General features: G+C 55.0%; 12 protein-coding genes. 7 read left to right on the forward strand and 5 right to left on the reverse strand.

Translation table 11 applies throughout. From position 1 onward, the window contains the following. The first annotated feature begins 572 nt into the window (after window positions 1–572). The 7 genes from gmd (RH90_RS06120) (at window position 573) to RH90_RS06150 (ending at window position 8,454) form a co-directional block, all read left to right on the forward strand. A complete protein-coding gene (gmd, locus tag RH90_RS06120; RefSeq protein ID WP_010184535.1) occupies window positions 573–1,607 on the forward strand; it encodes a GDP-mannose 4,6-dehydratase in 1,035 nt (344 codons plus the stop codon). Between the two features lie 477 nt (window positions 1,608–2,084). After that, window positions 2,085–3,191: a glycosyltransferase family 4 protein gene (locus tag RH90_RS06125; RefSeq protein ID WP_029625084.1), complete on the forward strand. Its 1,107-nt coding sequence runs from the start codon at window positions 2,085–2,087 to the stop codon at window positions 3,189–3,191. A 156-nt stretch (window positions 3,192–3,347) separates the two neighbouring features. Beyond that, window positions 3,348–4,400 carry a polysaccharide biosynthesis/export family protein gene (locus tag RH90_RS06130; RefSeq protein WP_232280310.1) on the forward strand — a complete coding sequence of 351 codons (1,053 nt, stop codon included), beginning with the start codon at window positions 3,348–3,350 and terminating at the stop codon, window positions 4,398–4,400. Window positions 4,401–4,569: 169 nt separating this feature from the next. Further along, window positions 4,570–5,679, forward strand: coding sequence for a capsular polysaccharide export protein (locus RH90_RS06135; RefSeq protein ID WP_010184538.1), 1,110 nt, complete (start codon window positions 4,570–4,572; stop codon window positions 5,677–5,679). 10 nt (window positions 5,680–5,689) lie between these two features. Continuing rightward, a complete protein-coding gene (locus tag RH90_RS06140; protein WP_010184540.1) occupies window positions 5,690–6,484 on the forward strand; it encodes an ABC transporter permease in 795 nt (264 codons plus the stop codon). Next, window positions 6,481–7,140 (forward strand): ABC transporter ATP-binding protein, encoded by a 660-nt coding sequence (locus RH90_RS06145; RefSeq protein WP_010184541.1) that lies wholly within the window; start codon window positions 6,481–6,483, stop codon window positions 7,138–7,140. The genes RH90_RS06140 and RH90_RS06145 overlap by 4 nt, the downstream gene beginning before the upstream one ends. Window positions 7,141–7,551: 411 nt before the next feature. Next, entirely contained in the window at window positions 7,552–8,454 is a 903-nt protein-coding gene (locus RH90_RS06150; protein ID WP_157134522.1) for a glycosyltransferase family 4 protein, read from the forward strand. Here the strand turns inward: RH90_RS06150 and RH90_RS06155 are convergent. From RH90_RS06155 to RH90_RS24590, 5 genes are all read right to left on the reverse strand, one after another. Beyond that, window positions 8,439–9,182: a class I SAM-dependent methyltransferase gene (locus RH90_RS06155; RefSeq protein ID WP_010184544.1), complete on the reverse strand. Its 744-nt coding sequence runs from the start codon at window positions 9,180–9,182 to the stop codon at window positions 8,439–8,441. The genes RH90_RS06150 and RH90_RS06155 overlap by 16 nt on opposite strands. A gap of 484 nt (window positions 9,183–9,666) precedes the next feature. After that, on the reverse strand, window positions 9,667–10,566 hold the full coding sequence (locus tag RH90_RS06160; RefSeq protein WP_010184545.1) for an NAD-dependent epimerase/dehydratase family protein: 900 nt from the start codon (window positions 10,564–10,566) through the stop codon (window positions 9,667–9,669). After that, window positions 10,566–13,625: a glycosyltransferase gene (locus RH90_RS21995; protein ID WP_010184546.1), complete on the reverse strand. Its 3,060-nt coding sequence runs from the start codon at window positions 13,623–13,625 to the stop codon at window positions 10,566–10,568. The genes RH90_RS06160 and RH90_RS21995 overlap by 1 nt, the downstream gene beginning before the upstream one ends. Window positions 13,626–13,691: 66 nt before the next feature. Beyond that, a complete protein-coding gene (gene gmd, locus RH90_RS06170) occupies window positions 13,692–14,726 on the reverse strand; it encodes a GDP-mannose 4,6-dehydratase (RefSeq protein WP_010184547.1) in 1,035 nt (344 codons plus the stop codon). A 1,367-nt stretch (window positions 14,727–16,093) separates the two neighbouring features. Then, window positions 16,094–16,825: a CatB-related O-acetyltransferase gene (locus RH90_RS24590; protein WP_081476875.1), complete on the reverse strand. Its 732-nt coding sequence runs from the start codon at window positions 16,823–16,825 to the stop codon at window positions 16,094–16,096. Window positions 16,826–17,551: the final 726 nt, after the last annotated feature.

The following is a 17,551-nucleotide window of genomic DNA, read 5'->3' on the forward strand; positions in this document are numbered from 1 at the left end:
AAATATGAATACCGCGGGACAAACGCACTGTATGGGCGACATAAGAAGCGGGCATTTGTGGCCGGCACTGCGCGATTCTCTCGAATGGTAAGCGCTCCGCACGCGGGATACCGCTATCCACGCTCCTCAAGTGGGCGCTTCGCCGAACCAGATGCGACCTCATGATCCGCGGTGCGCCAAAGCGACCGATCGGTTATTCGATGCGTTGCCAAAGCGGGCGACGTCGCTTGTCCACGCCCCGTCTTCGGCTGACGGCTCCTGGCATTGCTACGAACGGAATAATGCCGATGCCGAAAATCGATTTGTGTGCAAATTTGAATTGGTCTGCCGCAATCAAGGCATCCCAGAGCTTCGCGCCCAAGGCTTGGTGGGTGAATATTTGTGATGGCAGACGATAGCAGAAATTTCGAATGTAAGACTTTTAAGCGTCTGCTAGCGTGGTTTTATCAGGCGATGAGATGACATAAAACTCTTTGGTCAAGCGAGGGCGGGGGGATAGTTAAATGCTTTTAAACCATGCAGGACGCATTCGCGTATCTCCCTCTGTGGTTTAAACGATAGAGAGGCAAGTAGTGAAGAGTGCTGTAATAACGGGTGTTTCTGGCCAAGATGGAGCATATCTGGCTCAGTTCTTGTTACAAAAGAACTATCGGGTCCATGGCACGTGCCGTCGGACCAGTTCGGTGAACTTTTGGCGCATCGAGGAATTGGGCATCCTCGGTCATCCCAATCTCCATCTGGTCGAGCACGATCTCACCGATCTATCGTCTTCGCTCCGCATTCTGCATGCGTCTGAAGCGACGGAGGTCTATAATCTTGCCGCGCAGAGCTTCGTCGGCGTGTCTTTTGAGCAGCCGGTTGCCACTGCGCAGATCGCCGGAATCGGCGCCCTTAACATGTTGGAGGCGATTCGTAGCGTGAACCGAAATATCCGGTTTTATCAGGCTAGCAGCTCGGAAATGTTCGGCAAGGTGCAGGCAGTGCCACAGAAGGAGGATACACCGTTTTATCCTCGGAGCCCATATGGCGTCGCAAAACTCTACGCACACTGGATTACTATCAACTATCGAGAGAGCCACGGTATTTTTGGTAGCAGTGGTATTCTCTTCAATCACGAAAGCCCATTGCGTGGTCGTGAATTCGTTACCCGTAAGATCACTGATACCATCGCCAAGATAAAACTTGGGAAGGTTGATGTTCTCGAATTGGGAAATATGGATGCGAAGCGAGATTGGGGCTACGCGAAAGAATATGTTGAGGGTATGCATGCAATGTTGCAGGCTGATGAGCCTGATACCTTTGTGCTTGCTACGAACCGCACCGAGACAGTGCGCAATTTTGTGCGAATGGCATTCAAAGCCGCCGATATCGAACTCGAATTTCGTGGGCGAGACGATTACGAGACTGCGATCGACGTTGCTACTGGGAAGGAAGTTGTGCGCGTCAATCGGCGTTTCCACCGCCCTGCCGAGGTTGACTTATTGATCGGGGACGCAAGTAAGGCTGAGCGGATGCTTGGCTGGAAGGCTAAAACAAGTCTAGAAGAGATTTGCCGGCTTATGGTAGATGCAGACTTGCGCAGAAATCAGGAAGGCGTCTCCTATTAAGGTGTTGTCTCTCGCGATTGGCGCGACGGTTCAGCTATAGAGTCTCAAGTCGAAATTATTTGTGTCGTGGAATCTCACTGTGGTGCGTATATTCAACTGACATGGATAAAAAAACAGCTAAGCTGAAATTTGTATCTAGAGTCCTTGGCGATGATCTGTCTCAGGCTGATTATATCTCCGTGCCAAGCTCGCCGCGATGATTGGAAACCTTGATTCCGTGCGCAAACGTTTGTTTCGGGCGCCCTTTTTTCGTGGGTATCGCCCGGATGCGTCACGGGTATGGATTCGTGACATCGCTATGCTATAGGCGAAATTAATCTGCCGATGCTCCCTTTTCCATGTAAAATACCGTGCTTCTCCGTTATTGCTAATCGATATCGGCATCTTGTTAAATAAGACGAAATTTCCAGCAAGATCTTTGGCGTGCGATTGGTGCGGTGAATTGATAGATTTTGCAAAAATATCTGGGGAGTGAATATGAAGGTCGGATTGACAGTTGAATCTCTTGCTACAAATCTTACCGGTATTGGCCGCTACACTTGGGAGTTGTGTCAACGCCTGCCTCTGAATCCCGCGATTGATAGCTTATTTTACTTTCTTGACGAAAATCGGCATCGCGACCCGGCCGGTCTCGTCTCGGGCGCGGCTCGCCGACGGTCGCGCCTGCCGAAAATCGTCAGGAGGTGGCGGGCGGAAGCTGACTTCAAGAATCGCTTGATTCATGGCACCAATTATTTCCTGCCACAGCGTGCGGAAAGTGGCATCATCACGGTTCACGATCTATCGATATTCTTGCATGCAGCAACACATCCGATAGAGCGTATTCGCGATTTCGAAAAGCGGTTCGGAGACTCCCTAGAGCGAGCTTCACACGTCTTGGCCGACTCGGAAGCGACGCGACAAGAAATGATCGAGCATCTGTCTTATCCGCCCGAGAAGATTACGACGGTACATCTAGGGGTGTCGAACCGGTTTAAACCGCGAGATCGAGATACGTTGGGGCCTGATTTGCGTCGTATATTAGGAGCAGACTTTAAGAACTATATTCTTTCGGTCGCGACGTTCGAGCCGCGCAAACGGATCGAGTCGGCTATTCGGGCTCATGCGCTTTTTTGCGAACGCACAGGAAGGGACCTTCCCCTCGTGCTCGTTGGTGCAAAGGGGTGGGCCAACGACCACCTGCATGCGCTCATCAAAGGCGAGGAAGATAGAGGGCGCTTGATTATGCTCGGTTTCGTCGACGAGAGCGATCTGCCGACGCTGTATGCGGGCGCGTGCCTGTTTCTGTACCCGTCGATTTACGAAGGATTTGGCCTGCCACCGATTGAAGCGATGGCGTGCGGCGTTCCAGCGATCGTGTCCAACCGTTCTTGTCTGCCCGAGGTGACCAGGGGGGCTGCGATGATGATTGACCCCGACGATATCGACGCCCTGAGCGCCGGGATCGAGCGGGCTTTGGAGGATGACATCTGGCGCAACGCCGCTATAGGGGCGGGGTTGGCGGTGGCGGCGCACTATAGCTGGGATCGCTGCATCGACAAAACTATCGGCGTCTACCGTGCTTACGCCGGTCGGGTCGGGTAAAGGAACGTGATGACGATTTCTCGATTGGGCAGGTCTCTTGGGGGACTCGGTAGGGCGCTGCTTATTTCCACGGCCGCGCTTTCGCTCTCGGGTTGCGCAATCATGTCTGCGGCCGGTCCTTCGACGCGAGCCGTCACGCGGGCAGACGGTGCGAAAATGACGAACTACGCCACGATCAGGATCGTGGATGTCTCAGACGCTGTCGCCCGGCAGGTGAATTCCAGCCTGCGCGACAAGTTCTTCGCCGAGTCGTTGGGCGATGGTTATCCCGCCGGGTCGTTGATCGGTCGCGGTGACGTGCTCGACATCGCCATCTGGGAGGCCCCGCCGGCGGCGTTGTTCGGCTCGGTTGGCGGTGAGTCGCGGCTGAACTCCTCAAGCTCGACCGCTCGTGGGACGACGCTGCCGGAACAGATGGTAAGCAGCGAGGGACGTATCAATATTCCGTTCGTTGGATCGGTAGTCGCCGCCGGGCGGACGTCGACCCAGATCGAGCGCGAGATTGCCAACCGGCTTGCCGGGAAGGCGCACCTGCCGCAGGTCATCGTCCGCACCGTCCGAAACGCCAGTTCCAATGTAACAGTGGTCGGAGACGTCGCGACGAGTGCACGCGTGCCTGTGACGGCCAAGGGGGAGCGGCTACTGGACGTATTGGCAGCGGTGGGCGGGGTCCGTCAGGCGATCGGAAAGATGACCATTCAGGTCACGCGCGGCGAGAAAATTGCCTCGATGCCACTCGGCGCGGTTATCCGCGACCCACGCCAAAACATCCGCCTTCAGCCTGATGATGTTGTAACTGCGCTATTTCAGCCCTTTAGCTTCACTGCCCTTGGCGCGACCGGCCGGAACGAAGAAGTAGCTTTCGAGGGAACCGGTCTGACGCTCGCGCAAGGGCTCGCAAGGGTGGCTGGATTGCAGGATCAGCGAGCGGACGTAAAAGGCATCTTTATTTTTCGCTTCGAAGACCCTTCCGCGCTCGATCCGGCAACGCGCGCGGGAGCGCAACTGACCCCGGATGGCAAGGTCGCGGTAATTTATCGGGTGAATCTGAAGGATCCAGCGACTTTCTTCGTCGCTCAGACGTTTCCGATCCGCGACAAGGACGTTCTGTACGTATCGAACGCTCCGCTTGCTGACGTCCAAAAATTCGTAAGCGTAATTGCTTCCACCCTCTATCCGATCGCTTCGCTTTCCAACGTTGCTCCGTGAGATCTCGCGGGATGCAGTGGTGCTTCCGCGGGATTGCGAGGGCGCGTTAGGGCGTGCGCGTCCTGGTTGAGAGGCGTACGAAAGGCCTTTGCGGTTGCAAAACCCTCCCTTCATGGGCATGACATTTTGAAATTCGATCATATCGCGATCGATACGGAACGTAGAAAATATGCAAAATACGATGTTTGAGCGATTTGCGAAGATTGATCGGGTGTTGCTATTTACTGTAGTGCTTCCCACAATCGTTGCGATTATTTACTTCGTATTCCTCGCATCCGATGTCTATATTTCGGAATCACGCTTCGTAGTCCGCAGTCCCGACAAGCCGGCCACTTCGGGATTGGGAGTGCTACTCAAATCTACCGGGTTTACTAATGGCGGTGATGAGATTTTTGCCGCTGAAAGCTTCATTCAATCGCGAGATGCTCTGGCCGCGCTCAACAAAGGCGACGCGTTCCGTAAAGCATATGATGATCCGAAAATATCGTTTGTCGATCGGTTCAACGGCGGCGGCATGAGCGACAGCTTCGAGTCGCTTTACAAATACTATAAGGGCAAAATTTCCGTCGATCACGAGAGCGCGGCATCGATTACGACGTTGTCCGTCCGGGCGTTCTCCCCTCAAGAGGCGTATCGGGTCAACTCGCAACTTCTCAGCATGGCAGAGGCGACTGTCAATCACTTGAACGAACGCGGCAGGCAAGATCTAATTCATTTCGCCTCAGTCGAAGTCGACGAGGCGAAGCAGAAGGCCCGTACGGCCGCACTCGCACTCTCCGCTTTTCGCAACAGCGAGGGCGTCGTTGATCCGGAGAAGCAAGCAACCGCACAACTTCAAATGGTGTCAAAGCTTCAGGACGAGATCATCGCTGCCCGGTCGGAGTTGCTCCAGCTGCGCTCCTACACGCCACAGAACCCGCAGATAGACGTGCTTGCTACCCGCGTTGCGGGACTCGAGCGAGAGATGCAGAACCAGGTTTCGATGGTGGCAGGCGGCCAAAAGTCGCTTTCTTCGACGGCGGCGCAATATCAACGCTTGTCGCTCGAAAGCCAGTTCGCCGACAAGCAACTTGGCGCAGCGATGACCTCCTTGCAGGACGCCGCTAACGAAGCGCGTCGCAAGCAAGCGTATCTCGAACGAATTGTCGAGCCCAGCATGCCGGACCAAGCGTTAGAACCGCGACGGTTCCGTGGTATCCTCTCGACGCTGTTGCTCGGTATTGTCGCCTGGGGCATCCTGACCATGCTGTTGGCTGGTGTCCACGAACATAAGAGCTGAGGCATTGGCTATGAGCCGCTCCTTCCAGTCATTCTCTGCGGCGTTTGCCATTCAGCGCCGCGTGATCTGGGCCCTGCTTCTGCGTGAGATGCTTACGAGATATGGTCGGCATAACATTGGTTTCTTGTGGCTCTTTGTCGAACCTATGTTGTTCACGCTCGGAGTTACGACGCTATGGACGCTCACGAAGTCAGCGCATGGGGTTGATTTGCCGATCGTCGCTTTTGCAGTGACGGGGTATTCAAGCGTCCTACTGTGGCGAAATATGTCCGCTCGCACGATCGGCGCCATCAAACCAAACTTGTCCTTGATGTATCATCGTCAGGTTAAGGTAATGGACGTACTCTTGGCGCGGCTCCTGCTTGAGGCAGCGGGGGCGACCATATCCTTTGTGGTCCTGTCGCTTATGTTTATCTCGTTGGGCTGGATCGTCCCGCCAGAAGACGTGCTTCAGGTCATGGGTGGCTGGGTAGTGCTGGCATGGTTCGGAATGTCGTTGGCTTTGTTGTTAAGCGCATGGGCCGAGCAGTCGGAACTTGTCGACAAGCTTTGGCATCCGGCATCTTATCTCCTATTTCCTTTGTCCGGGGCGGCATTCCTGGTTGATATCCTTCCCCCCGAAGCGCAGCGCGTGGTGCTTTTCCTACCGATGGTGCATTGTACAGAGTTTATTCGTCAGGGGTATTTCGGGAGCAAATTCCATGCCCATTATGATATGCCGTATGCCATGTTGTGGTGCGCAGGTTTGACGGTGATTGCGCTTGCCCAACTCCGGAAAGTTAGCCGGGAAGTGATCCCCGAATGATCAACCTGATAGATGTGAACAAATTTTACCGCACGCGGCGCGGCCCTCGGCAGATCCTAAAGGATGTCAATCTGTCGATCGCACCTGGTGATAAGCTCGGTATCCTCGGTCGAAATGGGGCAGGGAAGTCGACCCTAATCCGCATTATCAGTGGTGCCGAGCAGCCAACCGACGGCATCGTCAGGCGCACTATGAGTGCTTCTTGGCCACTTGCATACACTGGCGGGTTTCAGTCTGCGTTGACTGGTATCGATAACCTCCGCTTCATCTGTCGCATCTATGGCGTAAAGGCCGAAGATCGGATAGCCTTCATCCAGCAGTTCTCGGATCTCGGTGATTATCTTTATGAGCCGATCAATACCTATTCGGCGGGCATGCGCGCTCGACTTGGTTTTGCGGTATCGATGAGTATAGAGTTCGATTGCTTTCTGATCGATGAGGTTATTTCGGTTGGCGACTCGCGTTTCCACGAGAAATGCCGGATCGAGCTTTTTGAGAAGCGCGCTGATCGCGCGCTTGTCATCGTGTCACACGATGCGAACTATATTCAGGAACATTGCAATAGAGCAGCGGTTTTGGTCAAAGGTGAGTTGCACAATTTCGATAACACCGCAGATGCTTTCCACTTTTATACGCATTCGCTCGAGCCCGCATAAGCTGCTCGTTGCGCGATCGGGTCGCGCGGCGATCGCTAGCTTCGACGGTACGACGGCAGAGCCGTTGTGACCATGGGGTGGGAGATAGCGTATAGACTGCTGCCGATACTCTCGCCGGCTTGGCTCGAGCGCCGACGGGTACGGTGGGCTCGGGTCAACAGTTCCAGCAGTCCGCTGGCGGACGGCACGCCGCGGCGGTTACTCGTCGATGTCACGACGATTGCGCGTACTGATGCTCGTACCGGGATCCAGCGCGTTGTCAGATCGGTCTTAACTGAGATGACCCGCCGGCCCGGCAATTGGGAAATCACGCCGGTTCGCTACACCGGTGGAACGTTTCGGTATACGCCATGGCCGGCGGTGGCGGGGGCTCCCGAGCCTCTCATGATACCGCGGGCTGGGGACGTCTTTTTGGGGCTGGACCTGTCTTTCGATGCGATCCGTCGTTTGGCCAAGTCGCTTTTACGCTTTAAAAGAAACGGCCTGCGATTTTGGTTTGTCGTCTATGATTTGCTACCGATGCAAACGCCCGAGCATTTCTCGGCTAAAGTTGCCGTCCGCTTCCGGTGGTGGCTGGCGGCCACAGCAAAATTGGCTGACGGATATGTGTGCATCTCGCCCCATGTCGCTGACGAGGTTCGAAGCGTCTTGGCAGCGCAGTTCGGGTTGGGTCAGGAAGTTAAGGTCGAAGTCTTCCCGATGGGCTTCGATATTGCTCCCATCCTGGCTGGTTTGAGTTCGATCCCATCGATGCCACCCATCACCGAACGGTTCATTTTGGCTGTTGGAACGATAGAACCGCGCAAAGGATATGATGCGCTGCTCAGCGCAGTCGAGATACTCTGGCAGCGCGGTTTTGACATCAGTTTGGTGATCGTGGGGCGTGCAGGTTGGAAAACGGAAGTGCTTCAACAGCGGATCGTCCGCAACCAAGAGTACGGCCGCCGCCTCCAGTGGCTGTCGACAGTGGACGATGCGGGTTTGATCGATCTATACGACGAGGCTCAAGCGCTTGTGTGTGCGTCTCATGGCGAGGGTTTCGGGCTTCCGGTGTTCGAGGCACTTGCGCGCTCCTGTCCGGTTCTGGCGAGGGATATTCCGGCTTTTCGCGCCCATGAAAAGTTTGGTTTGCAGTTCTTCTCCCAAAATGCCGATGCCGACGAAATTGCCGACGCCATATCGGCGATCGTGCGTGATAACAGCCAGACGCGCGATGCAGTCACCACCGCGCGCTTGCCTACATGGCGGGATTCGGCCGATGGCCTACTAGAGCTGCTGATGCGCAGCGAAGTGGCCGCTCACCGCCAGGCGTGAATGATCGTTCGGTGGCTGGCGCTATTCGTCTTTTTGGAGCGTAGCGGCCGGCTGCGGTTCTTGCGAAGCGGGTGGGAACCAGACGCTGGAGAGGGCACGGCTTCGATCCGCGTGAAGCCAAAAGTGATTAGCATCAGCTCGAGCGCGGGCAAATTGGGTGCCCAGAAGTTGGTTGGATCACCGCCAAGTTCCCCTGGCTTATAGAGGCGCATCGCCGGCAAAGGCTCGTTCTGCAACGCTGTCACCGTCTCGATGATGAGATGGTCGGAGCACATCCTGGCCGCCGCTTCCAAGCAGGCATACGGGTCCTTGACATGATAAAGCACCCCGAGGAAGAGCACGACGTCGAACTGACCCAACGCGGAAGGGTCGAGGGAAAGAACATCGACGTCCAAACTTTCGACACTCGAGTGAAGGGCGTTATGCATCCAGTCGAAGCCTTTTCGGGTTCCCCACCCCGGACCCGACCAACAATAATGATCTGTCGCCAAAACTCGGGCCGCGCCGCGACGCTCGGCCTCATAGGAGAAGAAACCGTCCCACGCACCGATGTCCAGGACCGCTTTTCCTTCCAGTCCACCGGCGAAGAATATATCCGCCTCAGCCTTCTGTATCTCGAGTGGTTTTACACCGTCGATGGTTTTGCCATCCTGAAGCTCAAAAGAATGAAACCACAGGATATCACCGGTGTCGATAGCGTCCGTTCCTGACCCGATCAAATTGGTCATTCATTCTTCTCACATAAGCTGGGGGGGTGTCGAGAGTGAGCGTTAACGGCAGCTGCTTGTTCGGGCCGTGCGCACGGTCTCATTTCGTGGACTTGTCGCTCGTTCCTACAGCCGTTTTGGCCAGGGTCAATTGCCTTGAACGGGCCCTACTCTGAGGCTCCAACCCCCAGATCGCAAAGGTTTTCGGAATACAATGCCGGGGCTAGATCGATGCGCCAAGCGGCGGTAAACGGATTCCCCCCTCCCGCCCCGCCGTGCATTCTCAGGCACCGCCGGATGCTTTCGCGTGCTCAATACCGGGAATTCGGCGTTCACGTGGCTGCAACCGATCTCCGTAAGCCGGGGCATTCTACGAGGCTCACGCAGGTCGATCTCTGATTAGCCCTTAGACGCATTACCAACGGTGGGCGGGCGCAAGCGACTCGCACAACGATCGTAGAAGGCGCTGCAGCGCGCTGCGCCCGCCGCGCCGCTTGATACCGATCTATCGTAGCCGTGCCTGTTCACCGGCAACAATCCTCTGAATGCTTTCCTCGATAGAGATCTCTGGAACACCACCGCCTATGAGCGTCTTCAATTTCGTCGCATCACCTGTAAGCCGCCACACTTCATTTCTCCTAACGAACTCTGGCGCTATCTCGACCTTTATCTCGTGACCGGTGATTTTGGCAAAAAGACCGAGCAAGTCCCTTAACGAGACCGGTATCCCCGAGCATAGGTTGTACGTTTCGCCATAAGAGCGTTCGAGAAAGATCATCTGTCGGATGATATTGCAGGCTTCTTCGATATCGATGTAGTCTCTGTATACGTCGATATTACCCAGGCGAACAACTGGTTCGCGGGCGGCGAACGCCCTTGAGAGCTTTGGGACAATAAAGTCGGCTGTCTGGTCAAGACCGATCACGTTGAAAGGCCGGATTATCGTATAGTCGAGTATATCACTGAAATTATGAATTAATCGCTCGCAGCAAAATTTACTCATCCCATAGTGATGGACTGGCTTCGGACATAGATCCTCGGATAGGCTATCCGTGTCCTGATTGCCATACACACCGGCCGTACTGATAAAGATGAAGCGCGTCCGTTTAGCCGCCATTCTGACGGCTTCCAGGATATTCTCAGTCGCTACCGTGTTTGCAGAATAGTACTCAAAGCTCTTAGAGGACGTTACACTCGATATCGCGGCACAATGTATAATGACGTCAGGCTGTAACTGTTTCAGCAGGAGGGAAACGCCCGTTTTATCCTCGATGTTGCAATAGACGATGTTGCCGTGCGGCCGCGACTTGGTGGTACCATGCGTATCGTGCCCTTCACGCTGCAGGAGCGCGTAAACGCAAGATCCGACGAAGCCGGTCGCCCCTGTGACCAATATGCGCGCCATTATGCATTCTCCCTCTCCGGTCGGGCGCTGTGCTCGATGACCTTCTCGGCATGCGCGCCGCGAAGGGCCTCCAATAGTATTTCGGAGGATTCGCGCCACGTTGTCGCACGCCATTGCGCCTTGATCTTGCGTTCCCAGCTCGTAACCTGCCCCTCGTTGTTGGCATAGAACGCGATGCGTTCCGCCCACGCGGCCGTGTCCAAAGGATGGATATATTCCACCAAGTCTCGGCCGGTCTCGCGCAGCGGATCGACGTCCGATGTTAAGCAAAACTTTCCGTACGACAGGCTCTCAGGCAATGTAAGGCTCCATCCTTCGTAAAAGCTCGGAAGCAGCGTAAATTTGCAATTCCGGTAAAGAACGCTGAGCTCTTCATCAGTCGGGCTAAGAATAATGATCTTGTCGCGAACGCGTTCATCGGCAGAAAACGAATCGAGAAAATCGCTCGATTTCCACCCGCGTTTGCCTACGAAAATCATCTGCAGCGGCTTTTTCAAAAGGTTCTTTCGCAGCATTATAAGATATGCCTTGTAGAGTGCCTCATGGTTCTTGCGCGGTTCAATAGTACCGACCGTAATGACGAAGTCGGAATCGATGCCGAGATGCTGCAATATCTCGGCGTCTCTCTGGCTGTCGGTCGCACCGTGGATCGAGCCGAGATCGGCGCCGAATTCGACGAAATCGCTGGCCGGAACCTTCCAATGTTCGCGTTCCTCAAACGCAATTCCATCACGCTGTGCCGTTCGTCCACCATAAACGATATGATCGAACTTGTTCGAGACATGGTCGAAAAGGGTGCGGAACCCGATGCATGTCGTCGGCGTATGGAATTGCGGCGTCAGAACCGGCGTAAGGTCGTAGATCAGCTGAGACTGTAATATGCTCCGGCCCGATTGGAACAGACTGCTAATCTTCGGAATGCGGGAAAGGTTGCCGTTCTCGTCGGAATCGATCCCCGCGAAGAACACAATCGAATTCCTCGGTATGGTGGGAAGGTAAGCTGCATGTTCAGGGAAGGGCATCCCGTCTTGTCCCTGGCGGAAAGGATTGCGGAAGCCAGAGCTATTGCCTTCGTGTTCGTTCCAATATTCGTGGAAGTTTGCGTAGCTGGTCGCCAGGTCGGTGCTGTCGAAGAGCCACATCAGATAGCTGTCATCGATCTCGAAGAAATAATTGTAAACACGCTGGTAGGCGAAAAACCGCGTACGCGGGTCCAGCGCCTTGAGATGCTTTGCATATTCAAGTTCGGCGCGCACAATTCCGCTTATTCCGCCCTGCCACTCTAGGAAGGACATCGTCATATCCATCCATATCACCGGAGGCTCGTCGAACGCTGGCGGACTATGTGACGGTACAAAGGCAAACGCTGCATCAAGCATTTCTCGCGCAGTGTCCGACCATTTCATACTAGGCCAGCCCGACGCAATCTTAGCTTCGTAAGTCTGAAGCAAGGCGTCATCCTTTGCATAGAGGATGATTTTTTCTGCCCAACCCCGCACGTCGTACGTGTCGACGTAGTCCACGAGGTCTCGCCCAATTTCGCGAAGCGGGGGTGTGTCCGAGCATAGACAAAACTTCCCCTGGCCCAGACTCTCCGGAAGAGTGAGGCTCCAACCTTCATAGATACTCGGCAGGACCGTGAACCGGCAGTTCTTATAGAGCGCGGCCAGCTCCATATCCGTGGGGGTCAGACGGAGCAACTTACCCTTAAGGCGCGGATCGCGCGAGATCGTGTCCATCATGTCGTCCACGCGCCACATCGGCTTGCCTATAAAGACGAGCTGACACAGATCGTCATTCTCCATCTCGAGCGCCATCAGATACGCCCTGTACAGCGTTTCATGGTTCTTGCGCGGTTCGAGCGACCCGACGGTGATGATAAACTCGCCAGTAATGCCGAGCCCTTTGAGGATGTCCATATCGTCATTCGTGCCGGGATTCTTGACGATATCCGTGCCGAATTTGACCGGAACGCCGCGCGGAGATGGCCAGCCCCTGCTTCGTTGCAACGCTTCGGTGTCGATTTGGGCGGTACGCCCCCCATAGAAGATCATGTCGCAGTTATGCGAGATCCACTCGATATATCGCTCGAAACGCTCCCGGCCGATTGGATCGTAAAAATGCTTTGTCTCGTTAAGCAACATAATGATGTCGTAAACAAGATAGAAGAGATAAAATGCGCCTAGCTGATCCTTTGCGAGCGCAAAGAGCCTTTCTTTTTGGCTGTCCATCCAGCCCATGGCAATAACAGCGTCACCGGCTTCATAAGGGTGGAAGAAGCCTTCGACGTCGGGCGTCTGCACATGGATGGTCTTGGTTTTCTCAATCGCGCCCTTATAGCGCGCGAAGAAATGCATATACGCGTCGGCTACGTTGTCTGCATCCAGAAGCCACCGGAGCTCATGCTTCGGAATTTCCGCGAACCCCTGATCAATTTGCATCGAAAAGCGGATGTTCGGATATGTTCGAGCTAGTCCGCAGGCCATCTCCAACTCGGCGCGGACGATGCCCACGACACCTCCGGTCCACTGGAATGCCGTGGTCATGTCGAACCAGAGGTTGTTGATCACCGCATGGTTTTGCTGGGGATCGGTAGAGATCCGGCTCCGGGCTATTTCATCGCGCCAATTGGAGATCGAAAGGCGCACCGCTTCAACCGCTTGTCGGGTGCCGACCGGCGCGTCTTCCGGGCTGGCATCGATGCGTTCCAGCAGCACCGCGCGGCGGGCTTCTATGGAATTGGCCCACTTCCGGGCCATTAACGGAGCAAGCATCGCCTTGAGAGGCCACACCAATCCGCTGTTTTCCAGATAGGCCCGCCGACGGGCGGACCGCGCCAGGCGTGACCCCGCCATATTGTTAAGACAGGCTTCGTCGCTGTTCGCGATCGCGGCAAGAATCCGGGCTTTGGAAGTCCCGTTCGCCAAGGCGGCGAGGTTGTTGTCTAACCCGACAGGATCGGCGTCGCGCTGTAGAATATCACGATAACAGGCCTGTACGAATTCACTGCCCTCCTTTTCCGTGAGATACTGTAAAGTACCCGAGGTTGGGTCAGTCATTACTTTCTACCTTCCAGCGTATCGTACAATGGCGCATATTAAGGGGCCTGTTATCTGTATATCACATCAGAAAGACGCGTTTCTTTCGTTCCGTTCCATATCTGTTTCTACCATCATGGCACAGAGATCTTCCAGGGAAGTCTTCGCTTCCCACCCAAGATCGGTTTTGGCCTTGGTCGCATCGCCGATCAGGAGCTCGACTTCTGCAGGACGATAGAATTTGGGATTGATCCGCATCACGGTCTTGCCCGTTGCGGAATCGACGGCCGTTTCATTCACTTCAGAACCACGGAACTCGACGGTGATATCGGCAGCCTGGAACGCGAGAGAAATGAAATCGCGGACGGTATACATACGGTTGGTCGCGAGAACATATGTGTCAGGCTGATCGACCTGCAGCATGCGCCACATACCCTCTACGTACTCTTTCGCATATCCCCAGTCGCGCTGTGCATCGATGTTCCCGAGTTCCAGCGCGTCCAACTTGCCCAGCTTGATTCTGGCCACTGCGTCGGTAACCTTGCGGGTAACGAATTCGCGCCCGCGCAATGGGCTCTCATGGTTAAAGAGGATGCCACTGGTCGCAAATATGTTGTAACTTTCGCGGTAGTTGACGGTCATCCAATGGGCGTACAACTTAGCGACGCCATAAGGGCTGCGCGGATAGAAGGGTGTTGTTTCTGTCTGCGGGATAGCCTGGACCATGCCGAACATTTCGGACGTGCTAGCCTGATAGAATCGAATCTTGGGGTTAACCAACCGGATTGCCTCAAGGACATTCAAAGCGCCAAGCCCGGTGATCTTGCCGGTGGTTACCGGCTGGTCAAAGCTCACGCCGACAAAGCTCTGGGCTGCCAAATTGTAAACTTCATCAGGCTCATAACGACTTAAGAGAGAAATGAAATTACCCAAATCTGTAAGATCACATTCCACAAGATGGAAGTTTGGATGCTTTTCGATACCAAGCTCTTCCATTCGCCAGAAGTTCACCGAGCTGGTCCGCCGGAATGCGCCATAAACCTCATAGCCTTTGCCGAGGAGGAGCTCTGACAGATACGCGCCATCTTGGCCGGAAATGCCTGTTACTAAAGCTTTTTTCATATATTCCTCAAAAATTGCTCAAACTTCGGTCGCACCCACGTTAGGCCGGTAGACCTTCGTGCGTTGATGCTACGCTCGGGCACAGCACTCGCTGTTTGTTATTATTTCGATTTTCAGTCCAGCGCATATTGCAGCGCAAAAATTCGAGGGGCCCAAATTGGATTGGTCTGCCGATGAATCCCTCGATGCCCCCCCCGCCAAAAGCAACGTCCTTGATACGGTCGTGGCTTGGATCCAATCAGCTAGAGGCCGATGCGGGGGGCCTACGGGGGAAGCATACCAGCTTGTGGAGCATAGATATGTCGCGGATCCGCACCATCAAAGCCATAGTAACTCCTTCACTTGCTTTGCGAGGTGTCCCAAACGTGGATAGCCCGGAACATTTTTCACCGTATGTTTAAGCTGCGGGTTCTAAACCTAAATCATTGATCGCCGGCGTAAATTGACATGACTGAACATCACGCTTTGTCCGATGAAATATCCTCAAAAAAATAAGTCATCAAAAACGAGACACTTTGGGTGATCGCGAGTGTGAAGATCCGACAGCTTTATTCTCAGTAAATCCCTCGCAGCCAAACCCCTAATACTTCGTTTTTTGCCAATCTTGGGTTTGAAGGGCTGCCTTGCCAGAGTGGTCGAGCTACACGAATGCGGCCCATAACGAATAACATGCCGTAAATATAATAAATAGTCGCTAAAGCCAACCCATGATATTGTCGCGGCGCCCCCAACCAGCTACTGTCGAGTGGTCGGTAGCAGATGACGGCGCGCGATGCAATTCTGCGCGCTAGTCGATGCGTGGCGTTCAGGCGCGATTTGTGACGGACGAGCATAGAGACTGATGGACCTACGCGGCTCTTGATCTTGCAGCCTGGTGGCGTGCTATCGTCACGGCGGATCGGCGTGCGTTGCCGAGGCGTAAGAAGGATGTTTGGACATTCAGGACGTCGCGCGCGAAGGGCACAAGGGTGTGTTTGTGTTAGGACGCGAGCGGCGAACGCGCGGCTTCGGAGGAAAGAGCAGCGCCTTAGGGGTATTCGATTCGGCGGTCCGAGCCACGATACGATGGGGCGCAGATTATGCTATTGCGCCGCGCTAGTTCGCAGTGCGGCTGGGTGTCGGGTCGTGGTCGTTCTTGGATCCGGGCGGGCGGCAGTCGTGGGGTGGGCTATCCCGAGTTTCGTGCAGTCGACCGAAATCGGGGGTGGCTGGGCATGGGAGATTCAGGCGGCGGCCTTGTTAATGACGAAGTGCCGTCCGGCATATTCATCTCGCAGCGCGTGCAGAGTTGGCGGGCGATGCAGCGGCGTAGCTGCCTAGCCCTCGAAAGCCCAGCTTTTGAAATTGGAGTCGATCGGAAGCGGCAGTTACGGCGTGCCGTTCGGTGCCTTGGTCGACTTGCTGCGGGGTGAGCGCGGCCTCGTCGTCTTCTTCGGGTTCGCCTCATTCGAGTGATGCGGCTGTTCCTGAACTTCAGACATTTTGACAGCAGGCGGTTCGTCATGCGTTGGAATCGGAGTTCGCAAATGCCCGTCATGTTCTCTTGCGTAATTTTCGAGTCCATCGATATCCTTTGATGAGATGATATGCGCGGCCGCCTTTACGCGATCCGGATGCCAATCCCACCATGCCAGCTGTCCAAGCCGGTAACCGACTTCTTCACTAAACCGACTTTTTAGAACACGAGCTCGGTTGCCAGCGACGATCGCGAAGGGAGGGACGTCCTGATCGACGACGGCATGCGCGCCGACAACTGCGCCATGTCCGATCGACACCCCGGACATGATAACTGCGCCCTCCCCAATCCACACGTCACTGCCGATCTTGGTCACGTCATAGCGGGACGGGCTACCATCCGTCCATTGCTCTGTCGTCTCCAATCCAAATAGCAATTTGAGATGGTGTTGCGTCAGAAGCTTATAAGGGTGGGTGCCGCCCGCAAAAATGGTAACGTCGTAGCCAAGGGCACAGTAACTGCCGATATAAAGACGATTTTCGGGACTATAAATTCTAAATTTAGGGGGGGATGATCCCCACGATCCGAAGCCTACGCTGATACGCTGATCGTAGGCAGCCTGAGCCTGCAGGTCATGAGTCATCAATAATTACCTCTCAGCATGTGAAGGGCTGCGTTGATTCACGCTCGCAAGCGAGGGCGTGAACGCGGAACTCGAGCGTGGTGTCCTGATCGAGTTAGGAGATTCTACATGCTCGAATCAAGGTCTGGTAGGACCTTCGCCGCGCTGTTGGCGCCCCCTAGCAGTATCTTTGGTCGGCGCTGAACATTCCCCTTGGTAATCTGCCGCGTTTTTCGGGTAGCTCGAAGGGTGGCTTTTGCGAAGCTTGATGCGATCCGCCGCGCGGAAGCGAAGGTCAGGGCCGCTCATCGTTTGGGTACACCCCTGTCGCGGCCCCGCTAACCTGCGCAACGTCTCGCATCGCTGTAGCGAAAGTGGTCCGCCGCGATCGTTAGGGGCAACACTAATGTGCCCCGCGCCACCGGTTTGAAGCGGCTTCCGTGTTGAAATCTCCTGCGGCAGAAGGGCTAAATTGATCCAGGTCTTTTGAACCTGGGAAGTAGCCAGGCGGGTCAATTTTTGAATTAAGGGGGGGCGTCAGTCCGGATTCGCACGACGTAATCGTAGGGTATGAGGCCGCGTGGTGTCCTGAGACCACGCCCATGATTATAGGCGTCGATGACGATCTGAAGATGGCTGCGAAGCTCGTCGTGACTATCGTAATGGTCACGATGAAGATGGCGTCTTTAAAGGAGCATCCGCTCGACCAGGCCGTCGGTGTACGGGGGGTGGGCTTGAGGGTCCCCC

This window comes from Sphingomonas sp. PAMC 26605 (assembly GCF_000241485.1).
Lineage (GTDB): Bacteria > Pseudomonadota > Alphaproteobacteria > Sphingomonadales > Sphingomonadaceae > Sphingomonas.